Here is a 16440-nt window from a genome sequence, read left to right as displayed (position 1 = left end):
TACGCAGCTTCCTTACTGAATGATTATGTGCGGTTATGTACTCGGCTAAAGTTTACGCCATGGCCCAGACACTCCTTTCACTGCTCCGGGACAGCCGCGTCGCCGCCCAATCGGGGGCTTCGGCGGCGACGAGTTGGCGCCTGGCCAGCGACTTCGCTCGGCAGTACTGGCTTGCCACTCCCGACGAGGTGCCGGACGAGCTGGTGGGCGAGTTCTACAGCATGCGGGCCAGCGCCGCGGATCACCTGGGTTTTGCCGACGAGGCCATCGCCGCCTTGCGAGATCTGCGGGTTTGGGCGCGCAGTAATGACAACCATGCGCTGGCGTTGGAGGCCTTAGCGCTGTTGGCGCACCAGTCGCTGACTCTTCAGGAGCGCCCCGGCACCTTGGCCGAGCTGCATTCACCGCGCGAAATGTTGGCACAGCTGGCGCAGGGCTTCGCGGACTTTCGTCCGGACCCGGATTCCCCCACCCTCGCCGAGGCCCCGCACCTCACCCACCGCGACCTGCCCAGGTCAATCGCCGCGCGGTTGACCTCGGCTGCCACGACTGGCTTTGCTGTGGCCACGAATCTTTCTGGTTCTTCCGATGACGCCGATGGGGGCGCTGATAATGACGCCACAGCCTTCGACTTCGCCGACGCCTTCGCCCAACTCGTGCGGAGATTCGGCTCGAAACCCCCGAGCACGGCCGACCGCCAACTCTGGTTCGCCCAGGAGGCATGGTTCCGCGGGCGGCGCGAGGAGGCCTACGACCGGGTGACGGCACTGATCGGCCGGCTGGAGGAAGATTCCCTGCTGGACGGCAGCACGGACGCGCAGACCGTGTCGCTTTATGAGGCACACGACATGCTGGCGCACTTCGAGATGTTCCGCGCAACCGAAAGCACCGGCGAGGATTCCTCCCTGGCCGCCGTGGCGGATCATTGGAAGGAGTGCGTGCGCCTGGCCGGGAAGCTGAATGCGGAGGTGATCGCCCTGCAGTGCGCGGGCCTGGCGGCGATGGCGCTACTCGGCGAGGGGCGCGAGGGCGAGGCCTGGGAGCTCGCCAGCGCGGAGCTGGCCGCCACGGAGGGTTGTCCCCTATCCCCCGCTATTTTGAACCTGCGCTACACCCTGGCGGAGGCGGCCCTGAACTGCGGGCTTTTTGAGGAAGCGCTGGCGAACGCGCGTCTGGTAGCGGAGTGGTCGGAGTTCAGCGCCGACGACGAGCGCACCATCGGCGGCTATTCCATGGCACTGGTCGCCGCCGCGGAGCTGGGCTATGCGGAAATAGCCGCAGAACTCGACGAGCGCCGACGCGCGGCGCTGGAACGCTGGGAATCCTAGTCCAGGCCGATATCCAGCGCCCGCACGCTGTGGGTCAGCCCGCCCACGGCCACGGACTCCACGCCCGCGGCGGCGTAATCCCCGGCGATGTCCAGGGTGAGCCCGCCGGAGGATTCCAGCAGCACCTGCGGAGCCAGCTGGTCGCGCAGCTCCACGGCCTTGCGCGTGTCCTCCACCGTGAAGTTATCCAACAGCACCTGCGGCGGCTGAGCCTTGCCCTCCGCCAGCAGGTCGGATAGCTGGTCCAGGGTATCCACCTCTACCTCTACCCACGTGGTGGCGTCCTCTCCCAAGAAATCCCGCACCCGCGAGTACGCCTCGGCGGCGCTCGAAAGCTCCACGTGGTTGTCCTTGACCATCACCTGGTCGCCCAGGTTGTAGCGGTGCGGGTAGCCACCGCCGTGGACGATCGCGCGCTTTTCCAGCATGCGCATGCCGGGCAGGGTCTTGCGGGAATCGCGGACCTTGCAGCCGCGCAGGCTGGTGGCCGTGGCCGCGACCGCATCGACCCATGCGCGGGTCTGCGTGGCGATGCCGGAGGCGTGGCTCAGGATGTTCAGCAGAGTGCGCTCGAGCAAGAGGATGTGCTGGATTTTGCCCTCCACCCGGGCAACCTCGGCCCCGGCCTCCACGCGGTCACCGTCGGCGACCAGCGGGACGAGCTCCACGTGCCGCTCGTCGGCGACCTCCGCGACGATGGCCAGCGCATCCAGCCCGCTGATAACACCCGCCTGTCGGGCGCGCATGACCTTCGTGCCAGTCGCTTCGGCGGGCACGGTCGCCAGGGTGCTGACGTCCGCACCATCGCCGAAGTCCTCCTCCAGCGCGACCTTCGCCATGCGCAGATACGCAGCACGGATGCGAGACGGGTCGGTGAGCTGTGCCGGGTAGGGAAGCTCCACTTCTTGCTGCTCCAGGTCTTGCTGTTCCATGGCTACTCCCCGCTTCCCGGGTTGCCGATGGCGATCATGCGCTCCACGGATCGGCGGGCCGCGGCGCCGGTCTCCTCGTCCACCGTCACCTCGTCCTCGCCCAGCGCCAGGCAGCGCAACAGAGCCGCCGGGGTGATCATCTTCATGTACGTGCAGGCCGCGCGGTCGTTCACGGCGCGGAAGTCCACCTCGGGGTTGGCCTGACGCAGCTGGTGCAGCATGCCGACCTCGGTGGCCACCAGCACGGTGGATTGGTTGGTGGACTTGGCCTGCGAGATCATGTCGCCGGTGGAGAGCATCTTCACCCGCTCCGGTTCCACGATTCCCTCGCCCGCCAGGTACATAGCGGAGTTGGCGCAGCCGCACTCCGGGTGGATAAACAGATCCGCAGTCGGGTTGTTGTGCGCCTGCTGGCTCAGCTCCTGGCCGGAGATGCCTGCGTGTACGTGGCACTCGCCCGCCCAGACGTGGATGTTGTCCCGTCCGGTCTCGCGGCGCACGTGTGCTCCGAGGAACTGGTCGGGTCCGAACAGCACCTCCTGGTCCTCCGGCAGGCTGGCCACCACGTCCACCGCGTTGGAGCTGGTGCAGCAGATATCCGTCAGGGCCTTCACGTCGGCGGTGGTGTTCACGTAGCTGACCACCACGGCCCCCGGGTGCTCGGCCTTCCACTCGCGCAGCTCGTCGGCGCTCAGGGAATCTGCCAGGGAGCACCCCGCGTTGGCGTCAGGAATAAGAACAGTCTTCTCCGGCGACAGGATCTTCGCCGTCTCAGCCATAAAGTGCACGCCGCAGAAGACAATCACGTCGGCGTCCGTCTCCGCCGCGATGCGCGACAGTGCGAGGGAATCGCCAGTGTGATCGGCAATGTCCTGGATCTCCGGCAGCTGGTAGTTGTGCGCCAGGATCAGCGCATTCTTTTCTTCCTTCAGCCGGCGGACTTCCGCGGCCCACTCGTCGGTGGAGATGCTATCCGACATGGTCCAGAGGCCATCCACGCGAGTGATACTCTCTATGGTTTTGTTTAGCATTCCCCCACTTTAGTCCCTCACAGCACGTTTCTACCTAATCCTTAAAATCCTCCGGATCTGCGAAGGTCGCCGCCATCCAGTAGGCAATCAGCGCCAGCGCCGGAGCCACGACCAGCCCCACCGAAGGGTTCACGACCTCCAAGATGTGGAAGACATCGCCCGCTTGAGGATCCTCCGGGATTGGGTCAGTGTGCAGTTTATCGGCCACACTCACGCCCACCGTCCAGGCCGCCACGGCGCCCCACAGTACAGCTAGGGCTGTCCACAGCATCATCAGCAGCCCCCGCATGCGCGTGCGAAACGCCCACAGCGCCACCGCGATGCCTGCCACCGCCGTCAGCCCCAGGTAGTAGGCAAATCCACGGAACGAGGCATCCTCGGTTCCCGGCGCGATGTCTGCCCCGCCGTCGGCGGCAACCACTAGCTCGGAGGTCGGGTGGATCACGCCCCACAACACTCCCAGCAGCAGGAAGCTCACCAAAGTAATGAAGAGGACCTGCGCTGCCTCCCCGATCGGGCGGGGGATCTTAAAAGTTCTGTTCACCGCGCCGGACCTACTCGCCGTCCTGGGTTTCCGCGGTGTCCGGTGCACCTACGGCGTGGCAGAACTTCCACTTCTCATCCTCGCGCTTGAAGTACATGCGGTTGGAGTCCTCGCGCTCGGCCTCGGAAATGGTGACCGTGGCGTGTGCGTTGTCGTCCTCGGCCATCACTTCCTGAATGTCGGTGATGTTCGGGGTGCGGCCTGGCTGCTCGTCAAAGTTGCCCTGCCCCGCGGAAGCGTCGGCCTGTTCGCGCGCGGCTTCCTCGCCGCCTTGCTGTTCGATGTCAGCTTGGCAGGTGTTGTCAATGGTCCAGTGCAGGTACTCGTCCATGGGGCGGGCACCGTTGCTCAGCCCGTGCAGCAGGTCGATAATCTGCTGCTTGTCTCCGTCGCTGGCCGGGGTTGAGTAGACCGGCCCCTCAGGCATCGCTCCTTCAGGCTGGTCAGCTTGATGTGCTTCGTTCGCTTGACTTGACTCGCCGCTGTTATCTCCGTCGTCGGATCCGCACGCCGTCAATGCGAGGGGCAGGGCGCACAGGACGGCTAGGCATGTCTTCCGAATCTTCATGTCGCTCACCCTACGGCAATGTAGTCCACTACCCTTGGACACCGTGCAGTTAAACCGCAAGAAAATCGTGAGCACCGCAGTCGACATCCTGCAGCAGTACGGCCTTGCCGACCTCACGATGCGGCGGCTCGCCCGCGCCCTCGACGTCGCTCCTGGCGCCCTGTACTGGCATTTCCCCAACAAGCAGGCGCTTTTGGGAGGTATTGCCGAGTCAATCCTCACTGCGGTACCTGCCCGCCCCGGAAGTGCGACGGATTATTGTTCTTTTCTTTTTGACGCCCTCACCTCCCTGCGCGATGGTGCCGACATCACGCTGGCAGCGGTGGCCAGTGGAACGCTTGACCGGGACTTAGCCGAAGAGCTCAGTGCAGAGCTGGATGCAGAGCTTAGCCACGAGGGTGCCTGCAGCGGGTTGGACGGCGCGAAGCTCCTCCTGCGCTTTGTTTTCGGTTCTGTGCTGGAACTCCAGGCACGCCAAAGCGTCGCCATGAGTTTGGGGGCACCAGCGGGCAAACAAGAGCAGGAACAAGAACAGGCACAAGGCGCGCCTTCCGAAGCTCGCGCACGCCAGGAAGTAGTGCTGGGAGTAGAAACAATACTGAGCGGTTTTAGCCGTTAGAATGGTGCCCATGACTTTCGGACTGTCAGATAAAAGTGGATTGCGTGCGCCCGGCGAACCTTTGATCGGGTGGCCCGGAAAGCCCTACCCCCTCGGCGCCACTTTCGATGGCAACGGCACCAACTTTGCCCTATTCACAGAGGTCGCGGAGTCTGTCGAACTCTGCCTTTTCGACAGCCAGGGTGCGGAGACCCGGGTGAAGATGGAGGAGGTCGACGCTGACATCTGGCACTGCTACCTCCCCGGCATCGTTCCCGGCCAGCGCTATGGCTACCGAGTCGACGGCCCGTGGGACCCCGCGCGTGGCCTGCGCTGCGATCCCTCGAAGCTGCTGATGGATCCCTACGGCAAGTCCTTCGACGGCGCCTATGACGGCGATGCCTCCCTGTTTAGCTACGACATCAACGACCCGGATAACCCGGAGGGGCGCAACCAGGAGGATTCCGCCCCGCACGCGATGCGTTCGGTCGTGATCAACCCATATTTCGACTGGCACCACGACCGCCGTCCGAACATTGAGATGCACAAGACCGTCATCTACGAGACCCACGTCAAGGGTCTGACGATGACCCACCCGGATGTTCCGGAGCACCTGCGCGGCACCTACGCCGGTTTGGGTCACCACTCGATCGTGGAGTACTTCAAGGATCTGGGTGTCACCGCCGTGGAGCTGATGCCGGTGCACCAGTTCGTCCACGACGACCGCCTGCGTGAGCTGGGCCTGCGCAACTACTGGGGTTACAACACCCTGGGCTTCTTCGCCCCGCACCGGGACTACGCCGCATCCCCCAGCGCCGAGGGCGCAATTGCGGAGTTCAAGCAGATGGTCCGCAGCTACCACGAAGCGGGCATCGAGGTGATCTTGGACGTGGTCTACAACCACACCAGCGAGGGCAACCACATGGGCCCCACCCAGAACTTCCGCGGCATCGACAATGCCGCCTACTACCGCCTGGTCGACGGCGACGAGGCGCACTACATGGACTACACGGGCACGGGTAACTCCCTGAATGTTCGCCACCCGCACACCCTGCAGCTGATCATGGATTCTCTGCGCTACTGGGTGACGGAGATGCACATCGACGGCTTCCGCTTCGACCTGGCCTCCACCCTGGCCCGCGAGTTTCACGACGTGGATCGCCTCTCCGCATTCTTCGACCTGGTGCAGCAGGATCCGGTGGTCAGCCAGGTCAAGCTCATCGCCGAGCCGTGGGATGTCGGCGAGGGCGGCTACCAGGTGGGTAACTTCCCGGCCCTGTGGAACGAGTGGAACGGTAAGTACCGCGACACTGTGCGCGACTTCTGGCGTGGCGAGCCCTCGACTCTGGGCGAGTTCGCCTCCCGCCTCACCGGCTCCTCCGACCTGTACACCGGCCGGCGGCCCACGGCCTCCATCAACTTCATTACCGCCCACGACGGCTTCACCCTCAACGACCTGGTCAGCTACAACGAGAAGCAGAACGAGGCCAACGGCGAGGACAACCGCGATGGCGAGAGCCACAACCGCTCCTGGAACTGTGGCGTGGAAGGTCCGACGGATGACGAAGAGGTCTTGCAGCTGCGCGACAAGCAGCGCCGCAACTTCCTGACCACCCTCATGCTCTCCCAGGGCACGCCGATGCTCTCCCACGGCGACGAGATCGGCCGTACCCAGGGCGGAAACAACAACGTCTACTGCCAGGACAACGAAATCGCCTGGATGGACTGGGAAAACATGGATAAGGATCTGCACGCCTTCACGCGCTACCTCATCCACCTGCGCCAGGCGCACCCGGTGTTCCGCCGCCGTCGTTTCCTAGCGGGAGGCCCGCTGGGTCAAGACGTGGCCAAGCGCGACATCGCGTGGCTCACCCCGGACGGCGACTTGATGTCCGATTCCGATTGGAACGCGGACTTCGGTAAGTCCCTGATGATCCACCTCAACGGCATGGCCATCGAGGAGCCGGATCCACAAGGCCGCTCGGTGGAGGACGATTCCTTCATCTTCTGCTTCAACGCCCACCACGAGCCAATCACGTTCACGCTGCCGCGCCGCCACAAGGTGATGCACGTAGAGCCGAGCGAAGAGGAAAGCTGGACCGTCGTCGTGGATACCGCAGAGCCGACGGGCGTACCGGAAGAAACCCGCCGCTTCGCCGGTGGCGACACCCTGGAAATCGACGCGCGCAGCACCGTGGTTCTGCAGCGCCCGATCACCACGGAGGTCAAGCTCTAGGCATGGCTGCCACTGCGTCCCCCTCCCCCGCAACCTTTCCCGCCCGTGGCGCGGAAGTCACCCTCTCTACCGAAGAGATCCGGGTGACTCGCTCGCCGCTGGCTTCCTCACTGCACCCGGATGTCGCTCGACCCGCCGACGAGCTCATCGGCTGGTACAAGCAGGCGCCCGAAGGCTGTTCGCCGGGGTACATCCAATTGCTTTTTGACGCCGAACGCCCCCGCGTGAACTTCTCTCCCTCACAGACCGAGGAGTTCGCCGTGCTGGATCTTCAGCTCACCAACCTGCAGGCGGGCTACCCCCTGGAGGCCGGTGCTGCTGGCACTGGAGAAACTGCAGGCTCTGGGGGCACTGAGAACACGGAGATCTCTGCCGCGGAATGGATCAGCTCCGCTGAATCCGCCGGCGGTGGGGACGAGGGGGCGTCACCAAAAAAGACACAGAAGCGCTCGCCGGCGCCGTGGGCGAAGGTAGCCACCCCGGACGAAGTCCCCGAGACGAACGAGGAGGCGGACATCGACGGGCCCATTTACGGGCACACGGTGTGCGTGACCGGCGATGTGGAGCCCTACGACAAGGGCGAGGTGTGGGACATGATCGCTTCCCGTGGCGGAGTGGTGGCCAAGAACGTGACGAAGAAGACGACGATGCTGATCGTCGGCGAATGGCACTCCATGACCTCGAAGGAAAAGCGCGCCCGCGAGCTGCAAGATAAGGGTCAGGAGCTGCAGATCATTGGGTTCCAGGAGTTCCTGCAGCTAATCAAGTAGGCAAGTAGCCTAGAGGGCATGTCAGCGACCTATCGCCTTCAGCTCCGCGGACCTGGATCCGACCCCACCCAAGCCTTCACCTTCGCAGATGCCGAAGAGCACTTGCCCTACTTCTCCCGCCTCGGGGTTTCGCACCTCTACCTCTCCCCGGTAATGCAAGCGCCGAAGGAATCCACCCACGGCTACGACGTCACCGACCCGTCTGTCATTAACCCCGAGCTCGGGGGCATCGACGGTCTGCGATCGCTGGCCGAGAAGGCCCACGCGGCAGGCATCAAGTTGCTGCTGGACATCGTGCCGAACCACGTTGGCGTGGACAATCCACAGCTGAACCCCTGGTGGTGGGACCTGCTGAAGAACGGCAAGGAGTCCGAGTACGCGGAGTACTTCGACGTGGACTGGTCCGAGGACAACGGCGCGGGCGGGCGACTGGGCCTGCCGGTGCTGGGCAGCGAAGACGACGTCGCTGAGCTGCGGATCGAAGAGGGTGCAGAGGACACAGAGCCGATGCTGTGCTACTACGACAACCGCTTCCCCATCGCCGAGGGCACGCTCGGTGGTACGCCCCAGGAGGTGCACGACCGTCAGCACTACCGCCTGATGTTCTGGCGCGACGGAGTGATTAACTACCGCCGTTTCTTCAGCATCAACGGCCTGGCGGGTCTCCGGCAGGAAGACCCAGTGGTATTCGAGCACTCCCACCGCATCCTGAACCAGCTGATCGCGGCGAACATCATCGACGGCGTGCGCGTGGACCACCCGGATGGCCTGGCGGATCCCTTCAACTACTTAAAGCAGCTGCGCAAGCTGATTGGCGACGAGCGCTGGCTGCTGGTGGAGAAGATCCTGGGGGTCACCGAACCGCTGGATCCCCGCCTGACGGTCGACGGCACCACCGGCTACGACGCGCTGCGCGAACTGGACGGTGTGTTCGTCCACCGTCCGGCGGTGGGAACCATGGCCAACTTGGCGCTGGACATGACCGGCTCCGAGTGGGACGCAGAGGCCTTCGAAAAGGCCGAATACGAGCTGAAATCCGAGGTCGCCGGGCAGGAGCTCGCCGCTGAGGTCCGCCGCCTAGCCCGCGCCGTGCGCAGCGATAACTGGTCCACCTCCGGCGAGGCCGTGTCCGACGAGGAGCTGCGCGAGACTCTGATCGAGCTGATCGCCTCCATGCCGGTCTACCGCGCGGACTACGAGTCCCTGTCACGCGTGACCAGCACCGCAATCGCCCAGATGATCATCCGCTACCCGGAACGCGCCGACGCGCTGGACCTGATCGCCACCGCCTTGATCTCCCGCGGCGAGGCAAACGTGCGATTCGCCCAGGTCTGCGGCGCGGTGATGGCCAAGGGCGTGGAAGATACCGCCTTCTACCGCGGTTCCCGCCTGGTAAGCCTGCAGGAGGTCGGCGGCGCACCCGGCCGCTTCGGCGTTTCCCCCGCCGAATTCCACCTGCTGCAGGCCGAGCGCGCCCGCCTGTGGCCAAAGGCGATGACCACGCTCACGACCCACGACACGAAGCGCGGCGAGGACGTGCGCAGCCGCATCAGCTGCATCACCGAATCCGCCGAGCGTTTCGCCGAGCTCTGTGACAGCATCGAATACGTCGACGGCGGCACCTGCCACTTCCTTCTGCAGAACATGATCGGCGTGTGGCCGGTGGACGGCAACGTCACCGACGAACTGCGGGAGCGCCTGCACGCCTACGCGGAAAAGGCCATGCGCGAGGCGGGTGTGCACACCACCTGGTTCGACGTGAACGAGGAATTCGAAGCCTCCATCCACCAGTGGATCGATTCCACCATTGAGGCTCAGGGCGAAGAGATCACCGCGTTCGTCGCGGAGATCGCCCCGGCGGCGGAGGTAGTCTCCATCTCCAAGAAACTGCTGCAGATCATGGGGCCGGGCATTCCCGACATCTACCAGGGCACGGAGTTCTTCACCGACTCCCTGGTGGATCCGGATAACCGCCGGAAGGTGGATTTCGCCGAGCGCATGGAAGCCCTAGATCGCGTTTCCCGCGGCGACGTGCGCAGCACCGACGACGAGCGCCTGTACGTCATCGCCACCGCTCTGCAGATCCGCAACCAGTTCGAGCTGGACGAGGCCAGCTACCTGCCCGTCATGGCCACCGGCACCATGGAACGCCACGTGCTGGGCACGCTGCGCGGCGAGGACGTCATCACACTCGTCACCCGCCGCCCGCTGGACATCCTGCGCGATGGCTGGGCCGACACGACGGTCGCCCTGCCCGAGGGCGTGTGGGAGGATCGCCTCTCCGGCAGCATGTGGGAGGGCGAGGTCCCGTTGGACAGCTTGTTTAGCGAGCGCGGGCAGGCGATCCTCACGCGCATGGGGGCTTAAACCTTGGTCAAGAAAGCCCGCCGGGCGCTGCAGGACTACGACACCTGGATCCAGGCGCACCCCACCGTCGCTGCCGATCTGGAGGCGCACATTATTGATGTTCTTGATGACGCCGGCCTCACGTTTGACCGCGTGAGCGTCCGCATCAAGGACCGGACGAGTTTCGCCCGCAAACTCGCCAACGAGGCATACCCGGACTACGACTCGTTTACGGACGCCCACGATGTGATCGGCGTGCGCGTGATCACCTTCCACTCCTCGGAGATCCCGCAGCTCAAGGACGCGCTATCCGGCCTGTTCACAGTGGTGCGCGTGGTCGACAAGGCCGCCGAAACCGCCCGCGAGGGGCGCTTCGGGTACGCCAGCCAACACCTGATCGTCTCCGCTAAGGACGAGCCGTGGGCGGCCGAAGACGGGGCGTCACCAAAGTACATAGAGATACAACTGCGCACGGTGCTGCAGCACGCATGGGCCGAGTTCGAACACGACGTGCGCTACAAAAACCAACAGCATCCAGAGACCAGCTCCCCCGAAGTGCAGCGCGCATTCACCCTGGCCGCGGGGCTGATCGAGCTGGCGGATGAGCAATTCGACAAGATCGCGGGCATCATCGGCACCTCCGGCGAGGAGGTCGAGGGGGCGCTCGACGAGGAGTCGCTGCCGCTCGTGCTGAGCCGCATCGTGGGTTCGAAGTACCCGACCTCGCGCGTGGACTACTACCATTACGCCATCGAGATGCTGGCCGCCCACGACATCACGACGGTCGCGCAACTCCGCGAGCTGCTGGCGCCGAAGCGGCTGAAGGCGCTGCGCAAGGCCATGAACTACCCCTACTGCCCCGGCCAGGTTCGCCTGGTGGACGACATGCTGCTGTTCGCCTACGGGCGCGAGCACATACGCAAGACGGTGCACATCGGCGACAACGCGCAGTCGCGCCCCGGCAGGCTGGGCAACAGATGGCAGCAGCTGGGGCAGAAAACTGGCTAGAGCTGGCTAAAACCGGCTAGAGTTCACCGCGCTTGAAGCGCTCCAGCTGGCGGCGCTCCCGCTTCGTTGGGCGGCCCGCTCCCCGATCCCGGCGTGGCATGGCGGGGATCACCGGCGGGGGTGGCGAATGGTCAATATAGGCCTTGCGGGCCAACTCCGCTCCCACACGCTTGGAGAGCAGTTGCGTGACCTCCACGATGTGTTCGCGGTGGTGGATCCACACGCGCACCGTATCGCCCACCACGACCGGCTGGGCGGGCTTGACCGAGACGTCGTTGATCTTCACGTGCCCGGCGCGGCAGGCCGCGGCGGCCTGGGCACGAGTCTTGCACAGGCGAACGGCCCACACCCAGGCATCGATGCGAACCTTGCTGGGAGCGCTGGGGGTGTTGGAAGCGCTGGAAACGCTAGAAATTGCAGGCTTGGCCAACGGGGTGCGTCACCACTGATCTTTGTGCTCGACGATGCCCTTGATCTGAAAACCGCTGTAGGCGATGAACGCCACCGCCAGGATCGGCACGATGATGGCGAAGAAGGTGGTGGGCAGGATCGTCACGCCACCGATCAGGCTGACCACGCCGATGCCACCGGCGATCTGGATGTTCCGGGTGTGCTTGCGGACCTCCGCCTTGCGCTGGGCGATGGGATCGTTGCCCGGGCGGTTGGCGGGCAGGTTGCCATAGTTGCTCATGCTTAGCCAGTGTAGTTAATCAGCGTGTATTTAATCAGCTACAGCGCGTCCTCGATCCAGCGCTGCCCCTTCAGGTGAGCCTCCACTGCCCCGCTGGTGATGCTGGCCAGGAAATCCGGCAGCGGCGCGCCGGGTTCGCAGGCGATCGCCAGCTCCGCCGCGGCCTTGTATTCCACTCCCACCACGGTGTATCCGGCGGCGCGGACTTCAGCTTCCACGCGCCCGGCGTCTGCGTGGGGCACCTCGCAGGTATACAGGTCCAGCTGACGGCGTAGCGCCAGCGGCACCTGCTGCAGTGCCTCGCGGGTGGCCTCCTGGTAGGCGCGCACCAGCCCGCCGGTGCCCAGCTTCACCCCACCGAAGTAGCGCACGACCACGACCGCCACGTCCTGCAGCGGCTCCGGGTCGTTCCAGCCCTTCAGCACCTCCAGCATGGGTTGGCCCGCGGTGCCGGCGGGTTCTCCGTCGTCGCTGGAGCGTTCGATCGGTTGTGCGGCATCCACCTGCACCACGAACGCGCTGCAGTGGTGGCGCGCATCCGGGTATTCGCGGCGGATAGCGCCTATGAAGTCGCGCGCCTCGTCCTCGGTGGCGCAGCGTGTGGCCAGGGCGATAAAGCGGGAGCGTTTGATCTCCACCTCCGCGGTATACCTACCCGGTTGCGGGCGGACGTAGGAAGGCTCTGGGTGGGAGGCGGTCTGCGGCACTGCATCGTCAGGCATTCTCCCATTATCGCAGTTAGGGTTGGACACATGTATTCCGTGTGGGCTCCACTGGCCGAAAACGTAGAACTAGTCCTGCAACCTGCGCAAACAAGCACCGGTACCGACTCCGGCGCCACCACAGGCGCCGAACAACGCATCCCCATGACCCGCGAGGCGGATAACTGGTTCCTCGCCGACATGCCCGCCAACCCCGGCGACCGCTATGGCTTCTCCGTCGACGGCTCCCCCGTCTTCCCCGATCCACGCTCCAAGCGCCAGCCCGACGGCATCCACGGTCTGTCCGAGGTGTGGCAAATCGACAAGCCCCGCAAGCAGCTGGGCCGCCCGCTACGTGGCGAGGTTCTCTACGAGCTGCACATCGGCACATTCACCCCGGAAGGTACCTTCGACGCAGCGATTGAGAAGCTCGACGAGCTCAAAGCTGTGGGCGTCACCGCCATCGAGCTCATGCCCGTGCAACCCTTCGGCGGCGAGCGTAACTGGGGTTACGACGGCGTGATGTGGCACGCGGTCACGGACGTTTACGGTGGCCCGGACGGGCTGTTGAGGCTTATTGACGCCGCCCACGACCGCGACCTGGCCGTGGTGTTGGACGTGGTGTACAACCACTTCGGCCCCGACGGTAATTACACCGGGGTGTTTGGCCCCTACACCGCCGGCGGCTCCACCGGCTGGGGTGACGTGGTGAACCTCCAGGGCCGGGATTCCGACGAGGTGCGCACCTACATCTTGGAGGCAGTGCGCCAGTGGACCCAGGAGTTCGGGGTGGACGGCCTACGCCTGGACGCGGTGCACGCGCTGGACGACACGGGCGCGGTGAGCCTGATCGAGCAGATCCGCGACGCGGCCGAGCCCGCCTGGATCATGGCCGAATCGGACCAGAACGATCCTGTGTACACCGAGGGGTACAAGGTCGCGCAGTGGAACGACGACATCCACCACGCGATCCACACTGTGGTCTCCGGCGAGGATCACGCCTACTACTCCGACTTCGGCACGGTGGAGGTGCTGGCCACCGCGTTCCAGCGGGTGTTCTGGCACGACGGGCGCTATAGCTCCTTTCGCGGGCGCACACACGGCAGGCCGGTGACGGATCCGGAGCTGTGGCGCTTCGTGGCGTACACGACCACCCACGACCAGACCGGCAACCGCGCGGCGGGCGATCGGCCGAGCATGAACCTGTCAGTGGACCAGCAGCTGGCGAAGGCCACGCTGGTGCTGACCAGCCCTTTTACCCCGATGCTGTTCATGGGCGAGGAGTGGGGTGCATCCACCCCGTTTGCCTTCTTCGTCGACCACGAGAACGAGGAGCTCAACCAGGCCACCCGCGAGGGCCGCATGCGCGAGTTCGCGCGCGCCGGGTGGGACCCGAAGGAAGTGCCGAACCCGGCGGCGGAGGAAACCTTCCGGAACAGCGTGCTGCAGTGGGCGGAACGCACGGAAACCCCGCATGCAGAGGTGCTGCGCGGGTACACGGATCTGCTGGACTTCCGCCGCACCCACCGCCTGGCCGAGGCGGAGCTGCTGGACGTCCGCTGGTGGGCCGACGGCGAGGAGCCGGTCAGCGAGGCCCTGGCGGGAGTGAACCCGACGGTGCCGCCGGTCGACGCGGACGACGAGCTGGCGCACGGCCGCTGGATCGAGCTGACCTACCAGGCCCCGGAATCGCTGGTGAAGGTCACTGTGAACCTGGCCGACGCGCCCCACGACCGCCTGGGGCTCGGCCCGTGGGAGGCGCGCTACAGCGCCGAGTAGCCGGCCATAGCTGGCCACGCAGGCCGCGTGGTTACTGCCAGCTGCGCACGTGGTGCAGCAGCATGCGGTTCTTGCGCTGCGAGCGGTCCATCTTCACGCCGATCTCCCGCAGGATTGCGATAGCCTCCGGAATGTGCGGCCCCTTGTTCAGCATGATGCATTCGGCGCGCAGCGCCCAGGCCACGTCGGTGATCTCCGCGCGGGTCGGCAGCCCGGACTTCGCCATCGATTCCAACACCTGGGTGGCGATGATCAGCGGCACGTGCGCGGCCTCCACCATCGCCATCACCTGGCCGGGGACCTCCGCCATGCGGGCAAAGCCCATCTCCACAGCCAGGTCACCGCGCGCCAGCATCACGCCGAACTTCGCGTGCCGCATGCCCTCCAGCAGGATGGTGGTCAGGTTCTCGAACGCCGGAATCGTCTCGATCTTCAACACCAGACCCAGATCGTCGGCGCCCAGCTCGTGGAACTTCTCCAGCACATAGGCCACATCCTCACGGGAGCGGATGAAGCTGACCGCGGCCATATCCGCGTGCTCGGCTACGAACGCCAGCGCGGCCTCGTCCTCCTCGGTCAGGCTCGGCAGAGGCAGCTCCGTGTCGGGCAGGTTGATGCCCTTGTATTCCGTCAGCTTCGCCCCGCCGCGGGTAACCAGCAGTTCTGCCTCGACCGTATCTTCTGTGCCTGCTGTGCCCCCTATGCTTTCTGTGTCCAAGGTTTCCCGTTTCCCTACGACCTTCGCCGCGATTGCGCCGTCGTCGAACAGCACCTGCTGGCCCACCTCGAGCGCTCGCACCGCCTCCGGCAAGGTACAGCTGATCTTCGGGATGCCGCCGGCCTGCGGGTCGCACACCACATCAGCGCTGGTCAGCACAATCCTGTCCCCGGTCTGCGGCCGCAGCTTCTGCAGCACCTGCGGCACCGCACCCACCGCCGTCTTTGTCTTATCCGTCCGTAGCTCCGCGCCGAGCTGCAGGTAGATGTTCTGCTGCCCTTCCGCCAGGGCTCCCTCGCTGTCTTTCTTTATGACGCCCAGCTTCCGCTTCTTGCCGCGTGCGTCCTCCACACGGATCGTCTCTCCAACCTCCAGGGCATCGAAGAACTCCCGGGATACGTGCACGCTCACGATTGGGCGACCCAGCGTGTTCTCCGCCATGGGGGCTTCCGACAGCTCGCGATCCTCCGGGACCATCCACAGGCGGCAGGGCTGGATCACCGTGCCCGCGTCGTCCCGCTGCACGCGCACGCGCACCACCGCCGGGCCCGGTGCGATGCGGCCGGTGCGGATCTTCGGCCCGGCCAGATCCATGCTGATGGGGATGTAACGCCCCGCGGCCTTCCCCGCCGCGCGGACGTTGTCGATCATCCGCTTCCACACCTCCGGGCCGTCGTGGGCGCAGTTGATGCGTGCCAGCTCCATGCCGGAATCCACCAGCTGGGCAACCAGCTCCTGGTCATAGGCGGCCTCGATCGGCAGAGTGACCATGATGTACGAGGGGTCCCCTGGCAGAGCCTCCGTCCCGAAGAGAGCCTCCGTGTGCTGTTCAAGCAGCTCATCGGCCCCCACGATGGCGTCCGCAACGTCTTCCTCAGCGAACTGCGGCGAGCGACCATCCAGAGCAGAGACCACGTTGTGCGCGGCTTGCAGGCGCGCCTTGACCGCCGGCTCCGCAGTGGACAGGCGCGTGGCTCCCAGGCTCTCCAGATTCCCCTGCAAGCCGCGGCGGTCGCTGGTGCGCAGCGTGGTGTAGTGCACCAGGTTTCGCGCGCCGACGAAGTGGGTCGGCGCCGTAGCGCGGATCGCCGGATACCAGTGCAGGGTTTGGCTATCGAGTTCGTCGAGGAGTTCCTCGATCGCTTCTAGGACGGCTTGCTTGTTGACCTGCATGGTGAAGGGACGTCTCC

The 16440-nt window shown here is 65.2% G+C and carries 15 protein-coding genes; 7 read left to right on the top strand and 8 right to left on the bottom strand.

From position 1 onward, the window contains the following. The first annotated feature begins 59 nt into the window (after positions 1-59). Positions 60-1328, top strand: a complete 1269-nt coding sequence (locus MHX63_RS06450) for a hypothetical protein (protein WP_239387760.1) — start codon at positions 60-62, stop codon at positions 1326-1328. Here MHX63_RS06450 and nadC read toward each other — a convergent pair. The 4 genes from nadC to MHX63_RS06430 are packed head-to-tail and all read right to left on the bottom strand — an operon-like array spanning position 1325 to position 4403. After that, the gene (nadC, locus tag MHX63_RS06445) at positions 1325-2260 is read right to left on the bottom strand and encodes a carboxylating nicotinate-nucleotide diphosphorylase (protein ID WP_239387759.1); all 936 of its coding nucleotides are present in this window, start codon (positions 2258-2260) and stop codon (positions 1325-1327) included. The two genes, MHX63_RS06450 and nadC, sit on opposite strands and share 4 nt — an antisense overlap. A 2-nt stretch (positions 2261-2262) precedes the next feature. Continuing rightward, positions 2263-3291, bottom strand: a complete 1029-nt coding sequence (nadA, locus tag MHX63_RS06440; protein ID WP_255710527.1) for a quinolinate synthase NadA — start codon at positions 3289-3291, stop codon at positions 2263-2265. Between the two features lie 34 nt (positions 3292-3325). Continuing rightward, positions 3326-3835, bottom strand: coding sequence for a hypothetical protein (locus MHX63_RS06435; protein ID WP_239387758.1), 510 nt, complete (start codon positions 3833-3835; stop codon positions 3326-3328). A 10-nt stretch (positions 3836-3845) separates the two neighbouring features. Further along, positions 3846-4403, bottom strand: coding sequence for a hypothetical protein (locus MHX63_RS06430; RefSeq protein WP_239387757.1), 558 nt, complete (start codon positions 4401-4403; stop codon positions 3846-3848). A gap of 67 nt (positions 4404-4470) precedes the next feature. Between MHX63_RS06430 and MHX63_RS06425 the strand changes: the two genes are divergently transcribed. Genes MHX63_RS06425 through MHX63_RS06405 form a run of 5 tightly spaced genes read left to right on the top strand, consistent with a single transcriptional unit; the run spans position 4471 to position 11361 of the window. Continuing rightward, a complete protein-coding gene (locus MHX63_RS06425; RefSeq protein ID WP_239387756.1) occupies positions 4471-5022 on the top strand; it encodes a TetR family transcriptional regulator in 552 nt (183 codons plus the stop codon). A gap of 10 nt (positions 5023-5032) precedes the next feature. Beyond that, entirely contained in the window at positions 5033-7237 is a 2205-nt protein-coding gene (glgX, locus tag MHX63_RS06420) for a glycogen debranching protein GlgX (RefSeq protein ID WP_239387755.1), read from the top strand. A 2-nt stretch (positions 7238-7239) separates the two neighbouring features. Next, positions 7240-8007: a BRCT domain-containing protein gene (locus MHX63_RS06415; protein ID WP_239387754.1), complete on the top strand. Its 768-nt coding sequence runs from the start codon at positions 7240-7242 to the stop codon at positions 8005-8007. A gap of 18 nt (positions 8008-8025) precedes the next feature. Further along, positions 8026-10374, top strand: coding sequence for a malto-oligosyltrehalose synthase (gene treY / locus MHX63_RS06410; protein WP_239387753.1), 2349 nt, complete (start codon positions 8026-8028; stop codon positions 10372-10374). 3 nt (positions 10375-10377) lie between these two features. After that, complete coding sequence (locus MHX63_RS06405) at positions 10378-11361, top strand: GTP pyrophosphokinase family protein (protein WP_239387752.1); 984 nt, start codon at positions 10378-10380, stop codon at positions 11359-11361. Positions 11362-11377: 16 nt separating this feature from the next. Here the strand turns inward: MHX63_RS06405 and MHX63_RS06400 are convergent, their stop codons facing one another. The 3 genes from MHX63_RS06400 to MHX63_RS06390 are packed head-to-tail and all read right to left on the bottom strand — an operon-like array spanning position 11378 to position 12774. Beyond that, on the bottom strand, positions 11378-11776 hold the full coding sequence (locus MHX63_RS06400; RefSeq protein ID WP_370644031.1) for an RNA-binding S4 domain-containing protein: 399 nt from the start codon (positions 11774-11776) through the stop codon (positions 11378-11380). 24 nt (positions 11777-11800) lie between these two features. Further along, positions 11801-12052: a hypothetical protein gene (locus MHX63_RS06395; protein WP_239387751.1), complete on the bottom strand. Its 252-nt coding sequence runs from the start codon at positions 12050-12052 to the stop codon at positions 11801-11803. Positions 12053-12090: 38 nt separating this feature from the next. Continuing rightward, on the bottom strand, positions 12091-12774 hold the full coding sequence (locus MHX63_RS06390) for a YigZ family protein (RefSeq protein ID WP_239387750.1): 684 nt from the start codon (positions 12772-12774) through the stop codon (positions 12091-12093). Between the two features lie 30 nt (positions 12775-12804). Here MHX63_RS06390 and treZ point away from each other — a divergent pair, with 30 nt between their 5' ends. Continuing rightward, complete coding sequence (treZ, locus tag MHX63_RS06385) at positions 12805-14532, top strand: malto-oligosyltrehalose trehalohydrolase (protein WP_239387749.1); 1728 nt, start codon at positions 12805-12807, stop codon at positions 14530-14532. Positions 14533-14563: 31 nt separating this feature from the next. Here treZ and MHX63_RS06380 read toward each other — a convergent pair whose 3' ends face one another. Next, entirely contained in the window at positions 14564-16423 is a 1860-nt protein-coding gene (locus MHX63_RS06380; RefSeq protein WP_239387748.1) for a pyruvate kinase, read from the bottom strand. Positions 16424-16440: the final 17 nt, after the last annotated feature.

Origin of the sequence: Corynebacterium sp. ACRQK (assembly GCF_022345965.1) — a bacterium.
Lineage (GTDB): Bacteria > Actinomycetota > Actinomycetes > Mycobacteriales > Mycobacteriaceae > Corynebacterium.
The sequence above is the reverse complement of the archived record's forward strand: the minus strand, read 5'-3'. Positions and strand labels throughout refer to the sequence as shown.